The following is a 16,031-nucleotide window of genomic DNA, read 5'->3' on the forward strand; positions in this document are numbered from 1 at the left end:
AGCTGCCGGAACTGGCGATCCGGTGCGACCGTTAAGATGCTGCATTGCGAAAGGCAACCGGGCGCAGCTCCTACAATCGATTAGCGTTAGCCGGCACAGGAGGAAAACCACCACGGCAGGCAGGCCATCGATGTCCGGGCTGGACGCACCGGGGCGGTGGGTCCCACCGTGAAGCTGCGAACGCGGCCTCTGCGCCCGATTGTGCTTTTCAAAGACGCTGTTATAAGGCCGCTCACGTCGATGCTTCGGCACGGTGGGGCGTAGCCAAGCGGTAAGGCAGCGGTTTTTGGTACCGCCATTCCCTGGTTCGAATCCAGGCGCCCCAGCCAACGCGGCAGACGGACTTGCCTCGACTGAAAAAGTGCGTTTCGCGGGAGTGAATGGCACCGTGGCAGCAACGGCGGGCCGGCGGCGACCGCCGCGAAAGACTAGCTTGCCTCGCGCATCCGCTCCGCGGCTTCGAGGCTGACCGACACGAGCTGGCTCACCCCCTGCTCCGCCATCGTCACGCCGAACAGCCTGTTCATGCGCGCCATGGTGATCGGATTGTGGGTGATGATGACGAAGCGCGTCTCCGTCGACGCCGCCATCTCGTCCATCAGGTTGCAGAAGCGCTCCACATTGTGGTCGTCCAGCGGTGCATCCACCTCGTCGAGCACGCAGATCGGCGCGGGATTGGTCAGGAACACCGCAAAAATCAGCGCCATCGCCGTCAGCGCCTGCTCGCCGCCCGAAAGCAGCGTCATCGTCTGCGGCTTCTTGCCCGGCGGGCGCGCCAGGATCTCCAACCCGGCTTCCAGCGGGTCTTCGGATTCGATGAGCTGGAGCTCGGCCGTGCCACCGCCGAAAAGATGCGTGAACAGCCTCTTGAAATGGCCGTTCACGACCTCGAATGCGGCAAGCAGGCGCTCGCGCCCCTCGCGGTTGAGGCTCTGGATCGCCTGCCTGAGCTTGCGGATCGCCTCGATGACGTCCTCGCGTTCCGAAACGATGGTCTCGAGCCGCTCGCTCAGTTCGCGCTGCTCCTCCTCGGCGCGCAGGTTGACCGCGCCGAGCCTCTCGCGTTCGACCTTGAGACGGTCGAGCCGCCGCTCGATATCGGCCATGTCGGGCAGCGGCGCGTCCGGATCGAGTTCCGCCTGGCGGATCGCCAGATGCGGCGGGGTATTCAGTACTTCCTGGATACGCGCCTCGGCTTCCTTGCGCCGCTCGTCGGCCGCATTCAGCCGCTCTTCGGCCCGGACCCTGCTTTCGCGCGCTTCCGACAGCGCCTGAACGGAGCCGAGCGCGGTCTTGTCGAGCGCCGCCTGCCGCGTTTCCGCCTCCTGCAGCCGGTCGGCTGCCGCCTTGCGCAGCGTCTCTGCCTGCGAAAGCTGGCTGAGCAACGCCCGGCGCTTGGCGTCGATCTCGTCGGGCGCGTCGCTCAGGGTCTCGATCTCCGACGCAGTCTCGTCGCGGCGCTCGGCCAGTGCGGCGATCTGCGTGTCGGCGTTCGCCGCGCGCTGCACCCAGGTCGCACGGTCGGTTGCGATCGCTGCGAGCCGCCTGGTCCGCGCCTCGGCCTCGCGCTTCAGCCCGTCGTGGAGCGCGCGCGCGTCGGCGAGCAGCCCGCGGTCTCGCGTCACCGTCGCGGCGAGCGCGGCAAGCCTTTCGCCGAGGTCGCCGAGATCGGGCGCTTCGGCGAGCTGCATTTCCGCCTCCGCGACCGCCTCGGCGGCCTCGGAAAGATCGTCGGCAATGCGTGCGCGCGACTCCTCGAGCGACTGACGGCGCGCTGCGAATTCGCCCGCGGCCCTTTCGGCCCGGGAGAGCGCATCGCGCGCCTCGCCGAGACGGTTTTGCGCATCGCGCCAGCCCTGCCTTGCGGCCGCTTCGCCCGCCACGCGGTCGCGAACGGCCTGCTCGGCGTTTGCCAGCGCGGCTTCGGCGGCCCTGACCTTTTCGCTTGCGCCGGCCAGTTCGAGTTCGAGTTCGGCCAGCCGGTTCTTCTGCGCCAGGCGCTGCGCCGCGGCCGTCGGCGCGTCGGCGCTCGCCGTAAAGCCGTCCCAGCGCCACAGCGCGCCATCCTTGCCGACCAGACGCTGGCCGGTCTTCAGCTGGCCCTGCAGGCGGCGGCCATCGGCGGAATCGACGATGCCGATCTGCGCCAGGCGGCGCGCGAGCTGGCGCGGTGCGCGCACCACGCTGGCAAGGCTCTGAACGCCCTCCGGCAGCGCCGGATCGGCGTCGCCTGCCTCGACATCTGACCAGTGCGCGGGCGCTTGCGGATCGAGCGCGGCGTCGAGGTCTTCGCCAAGCGCAGCGCCAAGCGCCGTCTCGAAGCCGCGATCGACCTTGATCTGTTCCAGCACCGCCGGGAAGCGGTCCCCGCTTACCGCACTGATGATCTTGGCCAGCGTCCGGGCTTCGGTTTCGATGCTGGCGAGCGCGGCGCGCGCCTCCTGCAGCGGCGGACGGGCGGCGCTCTCGGCCGCGCGAGCTTCGGCCACCGCCCTTTCGGCGTCGCCGGCCACCGCCTCGGCCTGCTCGAGCCTGGCCTGGGCTTCTTCGGCCAACTGCTGCTTCTCGGCCGGGTCGGCGAGCGCGGCGATGCGCTGTGCAATCTCGTCCGCTTCGCGGTCGATGCCGGTAAACTGGCGCTCCAGACGCTCGCGCCGCTCCGTCGTCTCGCGCAACTGCCGTTCGATCTGGTTTCGCGCCGCAACCGCTTCCGCCCGCTCGGCCGTCAGCTTGGCAAGCGCGGCCTCGCTCAGCGTCAAGGCGGTCGAAGCGCCTTCGAAGGCGGCGCGCGTGGATGTTTCGCGGTCCAGCGACGAGGCGTTTTCCTCGTTGAGCGAGGTTTCCTCGGCGTCCAGCCGCTGCAGGACGTCCGCATTGTCGCGGATCATCTGCTCCTCGCGGGCCATGTCCGCGTCAAGCTGCTCAAGCCGTCGGGCGAGTTCGGCGCGCCTACGCTCGATCCGGGTCGCCTCTTCCTCGATCTGCGCCTTGGCGATGGACAGGCGCTGGAACGCGGCCGCCGCAGACGCCTCGGCCTCGCGCAGCTCCGGCATCTTGTGAGCGCCGATCGCCTGCTCCTTGGCGGCCTCCATCTGGGCGCTGGCGCGCTCGCCGACGACCGAGGTGGCCGCCGACAGCGCCGACTGAGCCTCCGCTTCCTGCGCCTTTGCCTGCGTCCAGCGCACATGCAGCAGCGTCGCCTCGGCCTTGCGGATGTCTGCGGAGAGGTTCTTGAAGCGCGAGGCCTGCCGCGCCTGGCGCTTCAGGTTCTCGATCTGGCCTTCGAGTTCGCCGACGACGTCGTCGAGGCGCTCGAGATTCTGTTCGGCGGCGCGCAACCTGAGTTCCGCCTCGTGCCGGCGGGTGTGCAGGCCCGAAATGCCGGCCGCTTCTTCGAGCAGTGCGCGACGCGCCTGCGGTTTCGCCTGGATCAGTTCGCCGATGCGTCCCTGCCCGACCATCGAAGGCGAGCGCGCGCCCGTCGACTGGTCGGCGAACAGCAGTTGCACGTCCTTTGCGCGCGCTTCCTTGCCGTTGATGCGGTAGACGGAGCCCGCCTCGCGCTCGATACGGCGCGATACCTGCAGTTCGTCCGCATCGTTGAAGGCGGCCGGCGCGGTGCGGTCGACATTGTCGAGGAAAAGCGTGACCTCGGCCGTGTTTCTGGCCGGCCGGGTGCCCGAGCCCGAGAAGATGACGTCGTCCATGCCGGACGCGCGCATGTTCTTGTAGGAGCTTTCGCCCATCACCCAGCGCAGCGCCTCGACAAGGTTGGACTTGCCGCAGCCGTTGGGCCCGACGATCCCCGTCAGGCCACGCTCGATGACGAACTCGCCGGGTTCAACGAAGGATTTGAAGCCGAGAAGGCGAAGACGGGAGAATTTCATGCGCACCTGCCCGCAGGCGCGCGAAAGCCCGCCCCGGCGCGGGCTGCGCGGGCGTCAGAGCATGCCGTCGATGATCGCCGACATTTCCGCAATCGTCAGGGCCCCTTTATAGGTCTTCCCGTTGATGAAGAAGGTCGGGGTCGAGTCTACCTTGAATTCTTCCGAACCCCGCTTCTGCACTGCTCTCACATCGTCCAGAAGCTTCTGGTCCGTCAAGCAGGCCTCGAACGACTCCTGTGAAAAACCCGCAAGCTTCGATATCTGGAGCAGCGCATCCTTGGCATTGTCGACGGCCGCCCAGCCGCGCTGCTGCTTGAACAGCACGTCGATCATCGGGAAATAGTTATCCTTCGAGCAGCGCGCCAGCATGAACCCGGCCTCGGCGCGCGGGTCGAACGGGAATTCGCGGAAAATGAGCCGCGCCTTGCCCGTGTCGATATACTTCGCCTTCAGTTCCGGCAGCGTGGTCTCGTGGAAATGCGCGCAGTGCGGGCAGGTCATCGAGGCGTATTCGACGATGGTGACGGGCGCGTCAGCCTTACCCAGCGACATCTCCGGCAGCGCGCCAGGCTCGAGCAGCTTGGCCATGTCCACGCTTCCCGAGGATTCCGGCGCTGCCGGCGTGGCCGAGGTGGTGATGGGCGATGGCGCATCGGCCGCCGGCGCGGCGGGTTCGGATGCCTCTGCCTTGGCCGTATCGCCGGAATCGCTGCAGGCCGCGACGAGCGCGGTTGCCGAAACGGCAAGAAGCGAAAGAACGGTTCGACGGTGCAGGTTACGTGTCATGCGAATCACCCGTTTGTGGTTTGATATTGCAACGCCGGCACGCCGAATGGCGAGCGTTGGCGCGAATTAGGCCATCCCCGTCCCCAATCCAATCGTCAAAACCAAGGCCTCGATCACGTTCGCGAGAGGCGCGGACCGGCAGATGGATCAGTTTCGGGGCTTGCGGGCGGCAAGAACGCTGGCTCCCAACCGCTCGAGCGAGGCACGCAGATCGGCGTCCTCGATCTTGTCGACCGCGCCCGAAACGCGAGCCTTTTCCTGCTCGGACAAGCTGCGGAGTGCCGGCCTTTCCGGCTTCTGCGGCGGCCGGACCGGCTTCTGCACGATGCGAATCCGGCCGATCGCGGAAAAGCCGAGGAAGGCGTTGACGCGGGCAATGATCTCGCCGGTTTCGTGCTGCAGGTGCAGCGCCGCGATACCCTCGCAGGCGATGACCAACACCGCCGGCTCGAACGCATCGTCGTCCTGCATGCGGCGCGGCCACCGGATTTTCTCGGGCCGCGAGGTGCGTGCCAGCCTGGGACCGACGATCTCTTCCCAGGACTGCACCAGCCCGATCGAAATGCCCGCGCGCCGGCGCAGCACCGGGTCGAGGATCGCCGTTGCAAGGTCGCTCACCGCGACGGCATTGCGGCCGGGCCCATTTCCTGCCATGGCGTCGAGTATCCAGTTCGCCTTCAACCTTGCCGCAACGGGCAGTCCCAAGAAGCAATGGCACCCAGTAGCGCCGCCCGCAAGGGCGTGTCAAAGCACCAGGACGATCTCGCGGGGCGGTTGCTCGCCTGGTACGATGCGCACCACCGCGAGTTGCCCTGGCGGATCGGCCCGGCCGAACTCGCAGCCGGCGCGATGCCGGATCCCTACCACGTCTGGCTGTCGGAGATCATGCTGCAGCAGACGACCGTCGAGGCGGTAAAGCCTTATTTCCGCAAGTTCCTGGAGAAGTGGCCGACGGTGGCCGACCTGGCCGCGGCCGACGCCGACGACGTCATGAAGGCCTGGGCCGGGCTCGGCTACTATTCCCGCGCCAGGAATCTCAAGAAATGCGCCGACTTCGTCGCGTCCGAGCTTGAAGGTGCCTTTCCCGGCAGCGAGGACGGCCTGCGCGAATTGCCGGGGGTCGGCGCCTACACGGCGGCGGCGATCGCCGCCATCGCGTTCGGCCGTCGCGCTTCGGTGATGGACGGAAACGTCGAGCGCGTCATGTCGAGGCTGTTCGAAATCCGCACGCCACTTCCCTCGGCCAAGCCCGAGATACGCGCCCTGCTCGACGGCCTTGTCCCCGAAGACCGGCCGGGCGACTTCGCCCAGGCCATGATGGACCTCGGCGCGACGGTCTGCACGCCGAAGCGGCCGCGCTGCATGCTGTGCCCGCTCAGGGAAGACTGCCGGGCGATCGTCGCCGGCGATCCCGAACTCCTGCCGGTGAAGGGCAAGAAGATCGAAAAGCCGCAGAGACGGGGCGCGGCCTATGTCGCGGTCAGGAAGGACGGAGCGATCCTGTTGCGCAAGCGCCCTGACGAAGGCCTGCTCGGCGGCATGAGCGAGGTCCCGACGACCGGCTGGACTGCGCGCGTCGACGGCGACACGGGCGTCGAGGCCGCCCCCTTTGCGGCCGACTGGCGTCATCGGGGGAGCGTCGCGCACGTGTTCACGCATTTCACCCTGGAACTGACCGTCTACCGGGCGGATATCGGGTCGCTCGCGACCCCGGCAGGCCATTGGTGGTCGCCGATTTCCGCGGTACATGACGAGGCCTTGCCCACCGTCATGAAAAAGGCAATCGAATCGGCCATTCCCGGCGCGACGAAACGCAGGCATTGAGGACCAGCATGACCGAAATACGCCACATCGTCTTCGACATCGGGAAGGTCCTCCTCCACTACGACCCGGACCTGCCCTTCAGCCGGCTCATACCGGACCCCGACGAGCGCAGGTGGTTCTTCGACAACGTCTGCACCTCTGCCTGGAACATCGAGCAGGATCGCGGCCGCACCTGGGAGGAGGCCGAGGCGGAGATCATTCCCCTGTTCCCCGACCATGCGGAAAACATCCGCAATTTCCGCCGCCACTGGCACGAGATGGTGCCGCACGCCTATGACGACAGCGTCGCTCTGATGGAGCAGCTCATCGACGGCGGCCACGACGTGACGCTGCTGACCAACTGGGCCGCCGACACATTCGTCGAGGCGCGCGGGCGTTTTCCGTTCCTGGAAAAGCCGCGCGGCATCACCGTTTCGGGCGACATCCGAGCGATCAAGCCGGAACGCCGGATCTACGACCATCATGCCGACACGTTCGGACTGGCGCCCGCGGCGACGCTGTTCATCGACGATAGTCCGAAAAACGTCGACGGCGCGAAGGCCGCAGGCTGGCAGGCCGTCCTGTTTACCGGGGCCGAGCAGCTGGAAGCCGACCTGCGTCGGCTTGGCGTCAGGCTCTAGCCGGTCAGGCCCCTGCCCGCTCCATGCCGAGGCGGGCGATGCGGCGCAGTTCGTCGATCTGGGTCAGGCCGCCGTTGCGCTCGTAGTGCCAGAAGGTCCATCCGTTGCAGGCGTCGAAGCCCTGCACCTGCGCCCCGACGCGGTGAATGGAACCTGCGATGTCGCCGACCGCGAGCGTGCCGTCGGCGCGAACGCGCGCCGCCCAACGCCGCCTGGAATCATAGAGCGTCGTGCCGGGCTTCATCACGCCGGCGTCGATCAGGCTGACGAAGGCCACCCGCGGCTCGGCCCGCTTGCCCGAGATCGTGGCGAGATCCTCCGATGCCATCGGCGTCACGGACGCGATACGCGCGGTGGCAGCATCGATGTAGCCCTGTTCCCGCTCGATGCCGACGAAGTTGCGGCCAAGCCGCTTCGCCACCGCACCGGTCGTGCCCGAGCCGAAGAACGGGTCGAGGATGACGTCGCCGGGCTTGGTCGAGGCCAGCATGACGCGCGCGAGCAGCGCTTCGGGCTTCTGCGTCGGGTGCAGCTTCTCGCCGTTCTCGTCCTTCAGCCGCTCGCCGCCGGTGCAGATCGGAAACAGCCAGTCGGAACGCATCTGGACGTCGTCGTTCGCCGCCTTCATCGCCTCGTAGTTGAAGGTATAGCCCTTGGCCTTCTGGTCGCGCGAAGCCCAGATCATCGTCTCATGGGCATTCTGGAAACGGCGGCCGCGGAAGTTGGGCATCGGGTTGGTCTTGCGCCACACGACGTCGTTGAGTATCCAGAAGCCGAGATCCTGCATCGTCGCGCCGACGCGGAAGATGTTGTGGTAGGAGCCGATCACCCAGATCGTTCCGTTGGGCTTGAGCACGCGCCGCGCGGCAAGCAGCCAGGCGCGGGTAAAGGCGTCATAGGCCGCGAAGCTCTCGAACTGATCCCAGTGATCGTCGACCGCATCGACCTTCGACTGGTCCGGACGATGCAGGTCGCCGTCGAGCTGCAGGTTGTAGGGCGGGTCGGCGAAAATGACGTCCACCGACTTTTCAGGCAGCTTGTCCAGCGACGCGACGCAGTCGCCTTTCAGGATCGTGTTCAGCCATGCGGGCTGTGCGGAAACGTCGGCGGAGCGGTCGAGAAGCGCGGCTGCGGACATGCTGATACTCGGACAAACGGTTACTGTTCACTGTCCGTTATGGTTACCGTTCTCGGTAAAGATTTAATGAAGCGCGCAGCCGCGTCGATTTGCGATGCAACGCCTCATGGTGTATGGCGCGCGGCTCCTCCCCTCACTCGGTTGCCGAAAAATGCCCCAGCCAGACCTCGTCATCTTCGACTTCGACGGCGTCCTCGTCGACAGCGAGATCATTGCCGCCCGCGTCGAGGCCGAGATGATCACGCAGGCGGGTTACGAGATCACCGGCGCCGAACTTTCGGAGCGCTATGCCGGACTGACCTTCAAGGACATCATGCTCAAGATCGAAGAGGTCGCGGCCATCCCGTTCCAGGCTTCGCTGATCGATCAGGCGGAAGCGATGGTCGACCAGCGGCTGCGGGCCGACGTGCGCGCGATCGAAGGCGCGCGCGAGGCGGTCGCCTCGGTTGCGGCCAACCGCTGCATCTGCTCGAACTCGCGCGCCGAACGGATCGGCTTCATGGCCGAGAAGACCGGGCTTGCACCCTTCTTCGCCGGCCGCATCTATTCGTCGCTGGAAACGCCGACCCGAAATCCCAAGCCTGCGCCGGATGTCTTCCTGCATGCCGCCGCAACGCTTGGCGCCAACCCGCGAAACAGCTTCGTCGTCGAGGATTCAGTCCATGGGATCGCCGGCGCGAAGGCCGCCGGCATGCGCGTGATCGGGTTCACGGGCGCATCGCACAGCTATCCGGGCCACGCGGACGCCTTGACCGAGGCGGGCGCGGAAACCGTCATCCGACGGTGGGCGGACTTTCCCGGCGTGCTGGCGGCGCTTTCGGAGTGGTCCGCCTAGGACCGGCCAGCCTAGAACAGGTCCTCGTCCTGCTTCTTCTTGGCCGGGACGTCGAAGCCGGCGAAGACCTGCAGCGTGTTGTTGTCCGGGATCGGAACCACGACGTTGGGGTCGTTGAACACGAACTGCTGTGCCTGGTTGCCGGCAAGCCCCACCTGGTGGTTGTAGGTCTGCGAATACAGAACCTCGCCGTCGCTGCGCACGACGCTGACCTTGATCGGCAGCGTCACGGCGCCGGGCGGGCTGGCTGGGCCGGGCACCACGCGGCCGGCAACGGCCACTTTCATCGCCAGCATGCCGGTCGTGCGGCTGCAGCTGCGCGTCGATTCCGAGATCGAGGCCTGGAAGATGAGTTTTGCCGCGTCGCCTTCGCCGCCCTTGGCGTAGCGATTGATGAAACCCTCGGGTTCCTTGACCACCACCTTGGGGCAATAGGCCAGCAGTTCGCTCGCCAGGACCTTGCCCTCCTGGGGCTTCTTTTCCTGCGAGCCGCCGAGCCCCAGGACACCTCCGGAGTCACCGGACTGACAACCCGAAGCCGCGAACACCAGGCCGGCAAGAGCCAACCCCGCCAGAAAACGAGCCGTCGCCAATCGAAAACTCCACTTCCCACTCGTAAAGCCGCTGCTCTATAGCAACGGCGGGACGAAAATGCGACTGACGAAGTTGCGGAAATCGCGGCTTCGCGGCAGTCAATGCGCCAAGGCAACGGAAGGACGGCCGGACATGAAGTACACGAGCACCCGGGGCGAAGCGCCAATCCTCGGTTTTTCGGACGCGGTGCTCGCCGGGCTGGCCCGCGACGGCGGCCTCTACCTGCCGCTGACATGGCCGGAATTCAGCGCCGCCGAAATCCGGGCGATGCGCGGCCTCTCCTATCCGGACCTCGCGGTCCGCCTGCTGACGCCGTTCCTCGGCGGCGAAATCGCACCGGCGACCTTCAAGCGCCTGGCGCACGAGGCCTACGCCACGTTCCGGCACGAGGCCACCTGCCCGATCGTGCAGCTGGCTCCGAACACCTTCGTCCTGGAGCTGTTCCATGGTCCCACGCTCGCCTTCAAGGACGTGGCCATGCAGTTGCTGGCCCGCCTGATGGACCACATCCTGGCAGAGCGAGGCCAGCGCGCGACGATCGCCGGCGCCACCTCCGGCGACACCGGAGGGGCCGCGATCGAGGCCTTTGGCGGGCGCGAGCGCACCGACATCTTCATCCTCTTCCCGAATGGAAAGGTGTCGCCGGTCCAGCAGCGCCAGATGACGACGCCGAATGCGTCCAACGTCCATGCGCTCGCCATCGAGGGCAATTTCGACGACTGCCAGGGTCTCGTGAAGGACATGTTCAACGACCACGGCTTTCGCGACCGCGTCTCGCTGTCGGGCGTGAACTCGATCAACTGGGCGCGCATCATGGCGCAGATCGTCTACTACTTCTCGTCGGCAATCTCGCTGGGCAGCCCGGACCGGCCCGTCTCGTTCACCGTGCCGACCGGCAATTTCGGCGACATCTTCGCGGGCTACGCGGCCAAGCGCATGGGCCTGCCCGTCGAACGGCTGGTCATCGCGACCAACGACAACGACATTCTGGCGCGCACGCTCGAGAGCGGCGAATACCGGATGAAGGACGTGATCGAAACGACTTCGCCGTCGATGGACATCCAGATCTCGTCGAACTTCGAGCGGCTTCTGTTCGAGGCCGCCGGCCGGGACGCAGCGTCGGTGCGCCGTTCGATGGACGGCCTCAAGCAGTCGGGCGCCTTCACGATCGAGCCGCCGGCGCTCGCCCGCATCCGCGCCGAGTTCGATGCCGGCCGCACCACCACCGGCGAGGCAGCGGCCACGATCCGCTCGACGCTGGAGGCGAGCGGCTACCTGCTCGACCCGCACACCGCGACCGCCGTCAGCGTGGCGCGGCGCACTGCCGGCCGCGAAACGCCGATGGTCGTGCTCGCGACCGCGCATCCGGCGAAATTCCCGGCCGCCGTCGAGGCTGCCTGCGGAGTCTCGCCGTCGCTGCCGGACTGGCTCGCGCCCATCATGGACGCAAAGGAAAGATACACGGTACTTCCATCCGACCTAAAAATGGTAGAAGATCATATAAACCGTCATGCGCGTGCGGTGTCAGGGAGTTAAGGTCTGTATGGGTGTTGAGGTAAGCCGTCTGTCGAACGGCCTGACAGTCGCCACCGAAACCCTTCCAAGCATCGAATCCGTTGCACTCGGCGTGTGGGTCAAGTCCGGCGCGCGCAACGAGCGCGACGACGAACATGGAATGGCGCACCTGCTGGAGCACATGGCGTTCAAGGGGACGTCGCGCCGCAGCGCCTTCCAGATCGCTTCCGACATCGAGAACGTGGGTGGAGAGATCAACGCCGCGACCAGCGTCGAAACCACCTCCTACTACGCCCGGGTGCTTTCCGGCGACGTGCCCCTCGCCATCGACATTCTCGCCGACATCCTGACGGACTCGAGGTTCGATCCCGGCGAACTGGAGCGCGAACAGCACGTCATCCTGCAGGAGATCGGCGCCGCGCACGATACGCCCGACGACATCGTCTTCGACAAGTTCACCGAGACCGCCTACCGGCACCAGACCATCGGCCGCTCGATCCTTGGCACGCCGGAGACGGTGAAGTCGTTCACCTCGCAGCAGATCCACGACTTCATCAACCGGCAGTACGGCGCCGAACGCATGGTCGTCGTCGCGGCCGGCGACGTGCAGCACGACACGTTCGTACGGGACGTCGAAAAACGCCTCGGCTCGTTCCGCAGCAAGGCGGACAGCACGGTTCCGACCTATGCCCAGTATATCGGCGGCGACTTCCGCGAGAACCGCGACCTGATGGACGCGCAGATCATCCTCGGCTTCGAGGGACGCGCCTATCACGTGCGCGACTTCTACGCCTCGCAGGTGCTGTCGATGATCCTCGGCGGCGGCATGTCGTCGAGGCTCTTCCAGGAGGTGCGCGAAAAGCGCGGCCTCTGCTATTCGGTCTACGCTTTCCATTGGGGCTTCTCGGACACCGGCATCTTCGGCGTCCACTCGGCGACCGGCCAGAGCGACATCTCCAACCTCATCCCGGTCATCGTCAACGAACTGCAGAAGGCCGGCGAAAGCATCGCGCAGGACGAGCTCGACCGGGCGCGGGCGCAGTACCGTGCGGGCCTGATCATGTCGGGCGAGAGCGCGGCCAGCCGGGCCTCCCAGATCGCCCGCCAGTTGCTGTTGTTCGGCAGGCCGATCGCCAAGGAAGAGCTTATGGAGCGGCTTTCCGCACTGACCGTGGAGCGGCTCCGGGATCTGTCGGAACGGCTGTTCGCGACGACCCCGACGATCGCCGCCGTCGGCCCTATCGGTCGGCTCGCGCCCTACGAGGCGATCCGCGACGCGCTGCCCGGACAAGAGGCGAGCCTGCGCCGCCGCGCCGTCTGATCCCTCGGCACGGCGCATGTTCGGGCTCTCCCTGCTCCGCCGCGACAGTCCGGCGCTGAAGGGCGAACGCGTCATCCTGCGCCTGCCGGTCGCCGGCGACTACGCCGCCTGGGCGGCGCTGCGCGGAGAGAGCCGCGCGTTCCTCGAACCATGGGAACCCACCTGGGCGCCGGACGAACTGGAGAAGGCGGCCTGGCGATACCGGCTCCGACGCTACCGCGAGGATTTTTCGCGCGGTGCGGCCGTCGCATTCTTCATCTTCGACCGGCAATCCGGCGCACTTCTCGGTGGCCTGACGCTGGGGAATATTCGTCACGGCGTCGCCCGTTCCGGGCACATCGGCTACTGGATCGGGGAAAAGTATGCAGGCCAGGGCTACATGGCCGAAGCCCTCGATCTGCTTGCAAGGCATGCCTTTGAAACGATGCGGTTGCACAGGATCGAGGCTGCCTGTATTCCGGGCAACACTAGGTCCATCCGCGTGCTTGAAAAAGTCGGATTCACGCGCGAAGGCCTGTTGCGGTCCTACCTGAAGATCAACGGAGGCTGGCAGGATCATTACCTCTATGCGCTGATCGCTGACGATCCGCGCGGCGCCCGAGCAAGGGATTGAGTATTGGCATTGGACGTCCTCTCCGCGCGGCTCGCCGCCTTTGTCCTGTCGGTTGTCGCCGTGATCTGCGCCGCCACGGCCGCGCATGCGATCGAGCCCATCAAGATCTCGCGTGACAACGTCGCGCTCGACCTCTCCCGCGCCGTCCAGATCTACCAGAATCAGGGTGAGAACTTTCAGGTCTCCACCGCGCCCGGACCGGACGGAATTGTTCGGCGCATCGAGGTCGAGGCCAACGACGAGCGGTCGAGCGGCGACTGGGCCGTCTTCGCGCTTGCCAACACCACCGACGAGCAGATCGACCGGCTCATCGTGGCGCCGCACTTCCGCCTGGTGAACTCTGGCATCTTCTGGCCCGACCTTGGGTCGAGCCGCATCGCCGCCATCACGCCCAGCGAAGGTTTCGCGCTCGACCGGCAGGCGAGCCCCGACGCGGACGTCTTCCTGGTGACGCTCAACCCCGGGACGGTGGTGACCTTCATCGGCGAACTGGCCTCGCCCAACCTGCCCCAGGTCTATCTGTGGGATCCGGAAGCCTACAAGGACTCGGTCAACTCCTACACGCTCTACCGCGGCATCGTGATCGGCATCGCCGGCCTGCTCGCCCTGTTCCTGACCATCCTGTTCGTGGTCAAGGGAACGTCGATGTTCCCGGCGACCGCGGCGCTGTCCTGGGCCGTCCTCGCCTACATCAGCGTCGACTTCGGCTTCCTCAACAAGATCATCGAGATATCGCCCGGCAACGAGCAGATGTGGCGAGCCGGCACCGAGGTCGGCCTTGCCGCCACCTTCGTCGTCTTTCTCTTCGCCTACCTCAATCTCAATCGCTGGCACGGCCATTTCAGCTACGGCGCATTTGTCTGGGTCTGCGGTCTCTTTCTGATCGCTGGCGTTGCCATCATCGATCCGGCCGTCGCAGCCGGCATCGCCCGGATTTCGTTTGCGGCGACCGCCATCACCGGCCTCGGCCTCATCGTCCTGCTTGGCATCCGCGGCTACGACCGTGCGATCATGCTGATCCCCAGTTGGGTGATGGTGCTGATCTGGCTGACCGGATCTTGGATGGCCATCACCGGCATGATCGACAACGACGTCGTGCAGCCGGCGCTCGGCGGCGGACTGATCCTGATCATCCTGCTGATCGGCTTCACGGTCATGCAGCACGCCTTCGCCGGCGGCGCCCTGCACCAGGGGTTGTTCAGCGACATGGAACGCCAGGCGCTGGCGGTGGTCGGCTCCGGCGATATCGTTTTCGACTGGGACGTGCTGCGCGACCGCGTCGTCACCAAGCCCGACATCAGCATGCAGCTCGGCCTGCCGCCGAACAGCCTGGGCGGTCCCGCCCGCACCTGGCTGCCGGCGCTGCATTCGGACGACCGCGACACCTTCCGCACCACGCTCGACGTCGTGCTCGAACACCGCCGCGGCAAGGTCGCCCAGAGCTTCCGCCTGCGCGGGGCCGACGGGCACTATCACTGGTTCTCGCTGCGCGCGCGGCCGGTGGTCGGATCCGATGGCGAGGTCATTCGCTGCGTCGGCACGATGGTCGAGGTCACCGAGCAGAAGAAGGCCGAAGAGCGGCTTCTGCACGATGCCGTGCACGACAACCTCACGGGCCTGCCCAACCGCGAGCTGTTCATGAACCGCCTCGAGGCGATCATTTCCGTCGCGAGGTCCGAGGACAAGATTCAGCCGACCGTGTTCGTCATCGACATCGACCGCTTCAAGCAGGTCAATGACGGGCTCGGCATCTCGGCGGGCGACACCATCCTTCTGACAATCGCGCGGCGCCTTCACCGGCTGCTGAAACCCAAGGATTCGCTGTCGCGTTTCGCCGGCGACCAGTTCGCGCTGATGCTTCTGTCCGAGCAGGATCCGGCTCGCATCGCAGGCGTAGCCGACGCCATCAAGCAGGCGATCCGCGCACCCATCAACTTCGCCAAGCGCGAGATCGTGCTCACGGCGTCGATCGGCCTCATCACCTGGACGAACTCGCAAAACACCGCCGAGGACATGGTCAAGGACGCCGAGCTGGCGATGCATCAGGCCAAGCGCTTCGGCGGCGACCGCATCGAGCCGTTCCGGCCGGCGTTCCGTTCCGTCGGCACCGACCGGCTGCAGCTGGAATCCGACCTGCGCCGCGCGACCGAACGCAAGGAGTTCACCCTCGCCTACCAGCCGATCGTCCGCCTCGAGGACGGCACGGTGGCAGGTTTCGAGGCGCTGCTCCGTTGGGACCACCCGCGCCGCGGCTCAATCCCGCCCTCTGATTTCATCCCGGTTGCCGAGAGTTGCGGGCTGATCGTCCAGCTCGGCCTGTTCGCCATGCAGCGCGCCGCCGAGGACCTCGCCAACTGGCAGAAACAGATCGGCGATGCGCCGCTATCCGTGTCGGTCAACCTGTCGAGCCGCCAGCTTATCCGCCGCGACCTCGTCAGCGACGTGCGTTCCGTGATCGCCCGGGCAAACCTCAAGCCGCGCTGCTTCCGCCTGGAGCTCACCGAGTCGCTGGTGATGGACAATCCCGAGCAGACGAATCACGTGCTGAGCAAGCTCAAGCAACTCGGCATCGGCCTGTCGCTCGACGATTTCGGAACCGGCTACTCGTCGCTTGCCTACCTGACCCGTTTCCCCTTCGACACGATCAAGATCGACAAGAGCTTCGTCGACGACACGACGCCGAAACGCGCAGTGCTGCTGAAGTCGATGGTCAGCATGGCGCACGAACTCGGCCTGTCGGTGGTGGCCGAGGGCGTCGCCGACGAGAACGACGCGCTGGAACTCCGGCAGATGGGCTGCGAATATGTGCAGAGCTACATGTTCGGCGCGCCGATCCCCGGCGATCAGGTGCTGCGCATGCTCAAGGAACAGTACCCGCTCGCGCCGGCGTAGCGGTTG

12 protein-coding genes and 1 tRNA gene are annotated in these 16,031 nt (G+C 66.3%); 8 read left to right on the forward strand and 5 right to left on the reverse strand.

The genetic code is table 11. The annotated features are described in order from the left end of the window. Positions 1 to 254 precede the first annotated feature (254 nt). A tRNA-Gln gene (locus ABUE31_RS13065) sits at positions 255 to 329 on the forward strand. A 99-nt stretch (positions 330 to 428) separates the two neighbouring features. Here the strand turns inward: ABUE31_RS13065 and smc are convergent. The 3 genes from smc to ABUE31_RS13080 form a co-directional block, all read right to left on the reverse strand. Further along, positions 429 to 3,887 carry a chromosome segregation protein SMC gene (smc, locus tag ABUE31_RS13070; RefSeq protein ID WP_367724041.1) on the reverse strand — a complete coding sequence of 1,153 codons (3,459 nt, stop codon included), beginning with the start codon at positions 3,885 to 3,887 and terminating at the stop codon, positions 429 to 431. Between the two features lie 54 nt (positions 3,888 to 3,941). Continuing rightward, entirely contained in the window at positions 3,942 to 4,673 is a 732-nt protein-coding gene (locus tag ABUE31_RS13075) for a DsbA family protein (RefSeq protein ID WP_367724042.1), read from the reverse strand. Between the two features lie 147 nt (positions 4,674 to 4,820). Next, positions 4,821 to 5,327, reverse strand: coding sequence for a DUF721 domain-containing protein (locus tag ABUE31_RS13080; protein WP_367724043.1), 507 nt, complete (start codon positions 5,325 to 5,327; stop codon positions 4,821 to 4,823). A 57-nt stretch (positions 5,328 to 5,384) separates the two neighbouring features. Here ABUE31_RS13080 and mutY point away from each other — a divergent pair, with 57 nt between their 5' ends. After that, the gene (mutY, locus tag ABUE31_RS13085; RefSeq protein WP_367724044.1) at positions 5,385 to 6,497 is read left to right on the forward strand and encodes an A/G-specific adenine glycosylase; all 1,113 of its coding nucleotides are present in this window, start codon (positions 5,385 to 5,387) and stop codon (positions 6,495 to 6,497) included. An 8-nt stretch (positions 6,498 to 6,505) separates the two neighbouring features. Continuing rightward, entirely contained in the window at positions 6,506 to 7,117 is a 612-nt protein-coding gene (locus tag ABUE31_RS13090) for an HAD family hydrolase (protein WP_367724045.1), read from the forward strand. Positions 7,118 to 7,121: 4 nt separating this feature from the next. On the opposite strand, the gene ABUE31_RS13095 is transcribed toward ABUE31_RS13090, so the two are convergent. Then, on the reverse strand, positions 7,122 to 8,255 hold the full coding sequence (locus ABUE31_RS13095; protein ID WP_367724046.1) for a site-specific DNA-methyltransferase: 1,134 nt from the start codon (positions 8,253 to 8,255) through the stop codon (positions 7,122 to 7,124). Positions 8,256 to 8,406: 151 nt separating this feature from the next. Here ABUE31_RS13095 and ABUE31_RS13100 point away from each other — a divergent pair, with 151 nt between their 5' ends. Next, positions 8,407 to 9,090, forward strand: a complete 684-nt coding sequence (locus ABUE31_RS13100) for an HAD family hydrolase (protein ID WP_367724047.1) — start codon at positions 8,407 to 8,409, stop codon at positions 9,088 to 9,090. 11 nt (positions 9,091 to 9,101) lie between these two features. Here ABUE31_RS13100 and ABUE31_RS13105 read toward each other — a convergent pair whose 3' ends face one another. Further along, on the reverse strand, positions 9,102 to 9,683 hold the full coding sequence (locus ABUE31_RS13105) for a hypothetical protein (RefSeq protein WP_367724048.1): 582 nt from the start codon (positions 9,681 to 9,683) through the stop codon (positions 9,102 to 9,104). 133 nt (positions 9,684 to 9,816) lie between these two features. Between ABUE31_RS13105 and thrC the strand changes: the two genes are divergently transcribed. Genes thrC through ABUE31_RS13125 form a run of 4 tightly spaced genes read left to right on the forward strand, consistent with a single transcriptional unit; the run spans position 9,817 to position 16,025 of the window. Further along, entirely contained in the window at positions 9,817 to 11,220 is a 1,404-nt protein-coding gene (thrC, locus tag ABUE31_RS13110) for a threonine synthase (protein ID WP_367724049.1), read from the forward strand. A gap of 7 nt (positions 11,221 to 11,227) precedes the next feature. After that, a complete protein-coding gene (locus ABUE31_RS13115) occupies positions 11,228 to 12,520 on the forward strand; it encodes a M16 family metallopeptidase (protein WP_367724050.1) in 1,293 nt (430 codons plus the stop codon). A 16-nt stretch (positions 12,521 to 12,536) separates the two neighbouring features. After that, positions 12,537 to 13,133, forward strand: coding sequence for a GNAT family N-acetyltransferase (locus ABUE31_RS13120; RefSeq protein WP_367724051.1), 597 nt, complete (start codon positions 12,537 to 12,539; stop codon positions 13,131 to 13,133). Between the two features lie 9 nt (positions 13,134 to 13,142). Further along, a complete protein-coding gene (locus ABUE31_RS13125) occupies positions 13,143 to 16,025 on the forward strand; it encodes an EAL domain-containing protein (RefSeq protein ID WP_437344122.1) in 2,883 nt (960 codons plus the stop codon). Positions 16,026 to 16,031: the final 6 nt, after the last annotated feature.

It is taken from the genome of Mesorhizobium marinum, from assembly GCF_040813675.1.
Lineage (GTDB): Bacteria > Pseudomonadota > Alphaproteobacteria > Rhizobiales > Rhizobiaceae > Mesorhizobium_K > Mesorhizobium_K marinum.

Coding starts and splice junctions, on each gene's coding strand:
- ABUE31_RS13090 (WP_367724045.1), top strand. CDS start 6,506: ATGACCGAAATACGCCACATCGTCTTCGACATCGGGAAGGTCCTCCTC.
- ABUE31_RS13120 (WP_367724051.1), top strand. CDS start 12,537: ATGTTCGGGCTCTCCCTGCTCCGCCGCGACAGTCCGGCGCTGAAGGGC.
- mutY (WP_367724044.1), top strand. CDS start 5,385: ATGGCACCCAGTAGCGCCGCCCGCAAGGGCGTGTCAAAGCACCAGGAC.
- smc (WP_367724041.1), bottom strand. CDS start 3,887: ATGAAATTCTCCCGTCTTCGCCTTCTCGGCTTCAAATCCTTCGTTGAA.
- ABUE31_RS13075 (WP_367724042.1), bottom strand. CDS start 4,673: ATGACACGTAACCTGCACCGTCGAACCGTTCTTTCGCTTCTTGCCGTT.
- ABUE31_RS13100 (WP_367724047.1), top strand. CDS start 8,407: ATGCCCCAGCCAGACCTCGTCATCTTCGACTTCGACGGCGTCCTCGTC.
- ABUE31_RS13115 (WP_367724050.1), top strand. CDS start 11,228: ATGGGTGTTGAGGTAAGCCGTCTGTCGAACGGCCTGACAGTCGCCACC.
- thrC (WP_367724049.1), top strand. CDS start 9,817: ATGAAGTACACGAGCACCCGGGGCGAAGCGCCAATCCTCGGTTTTTCG.
- ABUE31_RS13080 (WP_367724043.1), bottom strand. CDS start 5,327: ATGGCAGGAAATGGGCCCGGCCGCAATGCCGTCGCGGTGAGCGACCTT.
- ABUE31_RS13095 (WP_367724046.1), bottom strand. CDS start 8,255: ATGTCCGCAGCCGCGCTTCTCGACCGCTCCGCCGACGTTTCCGCACAG.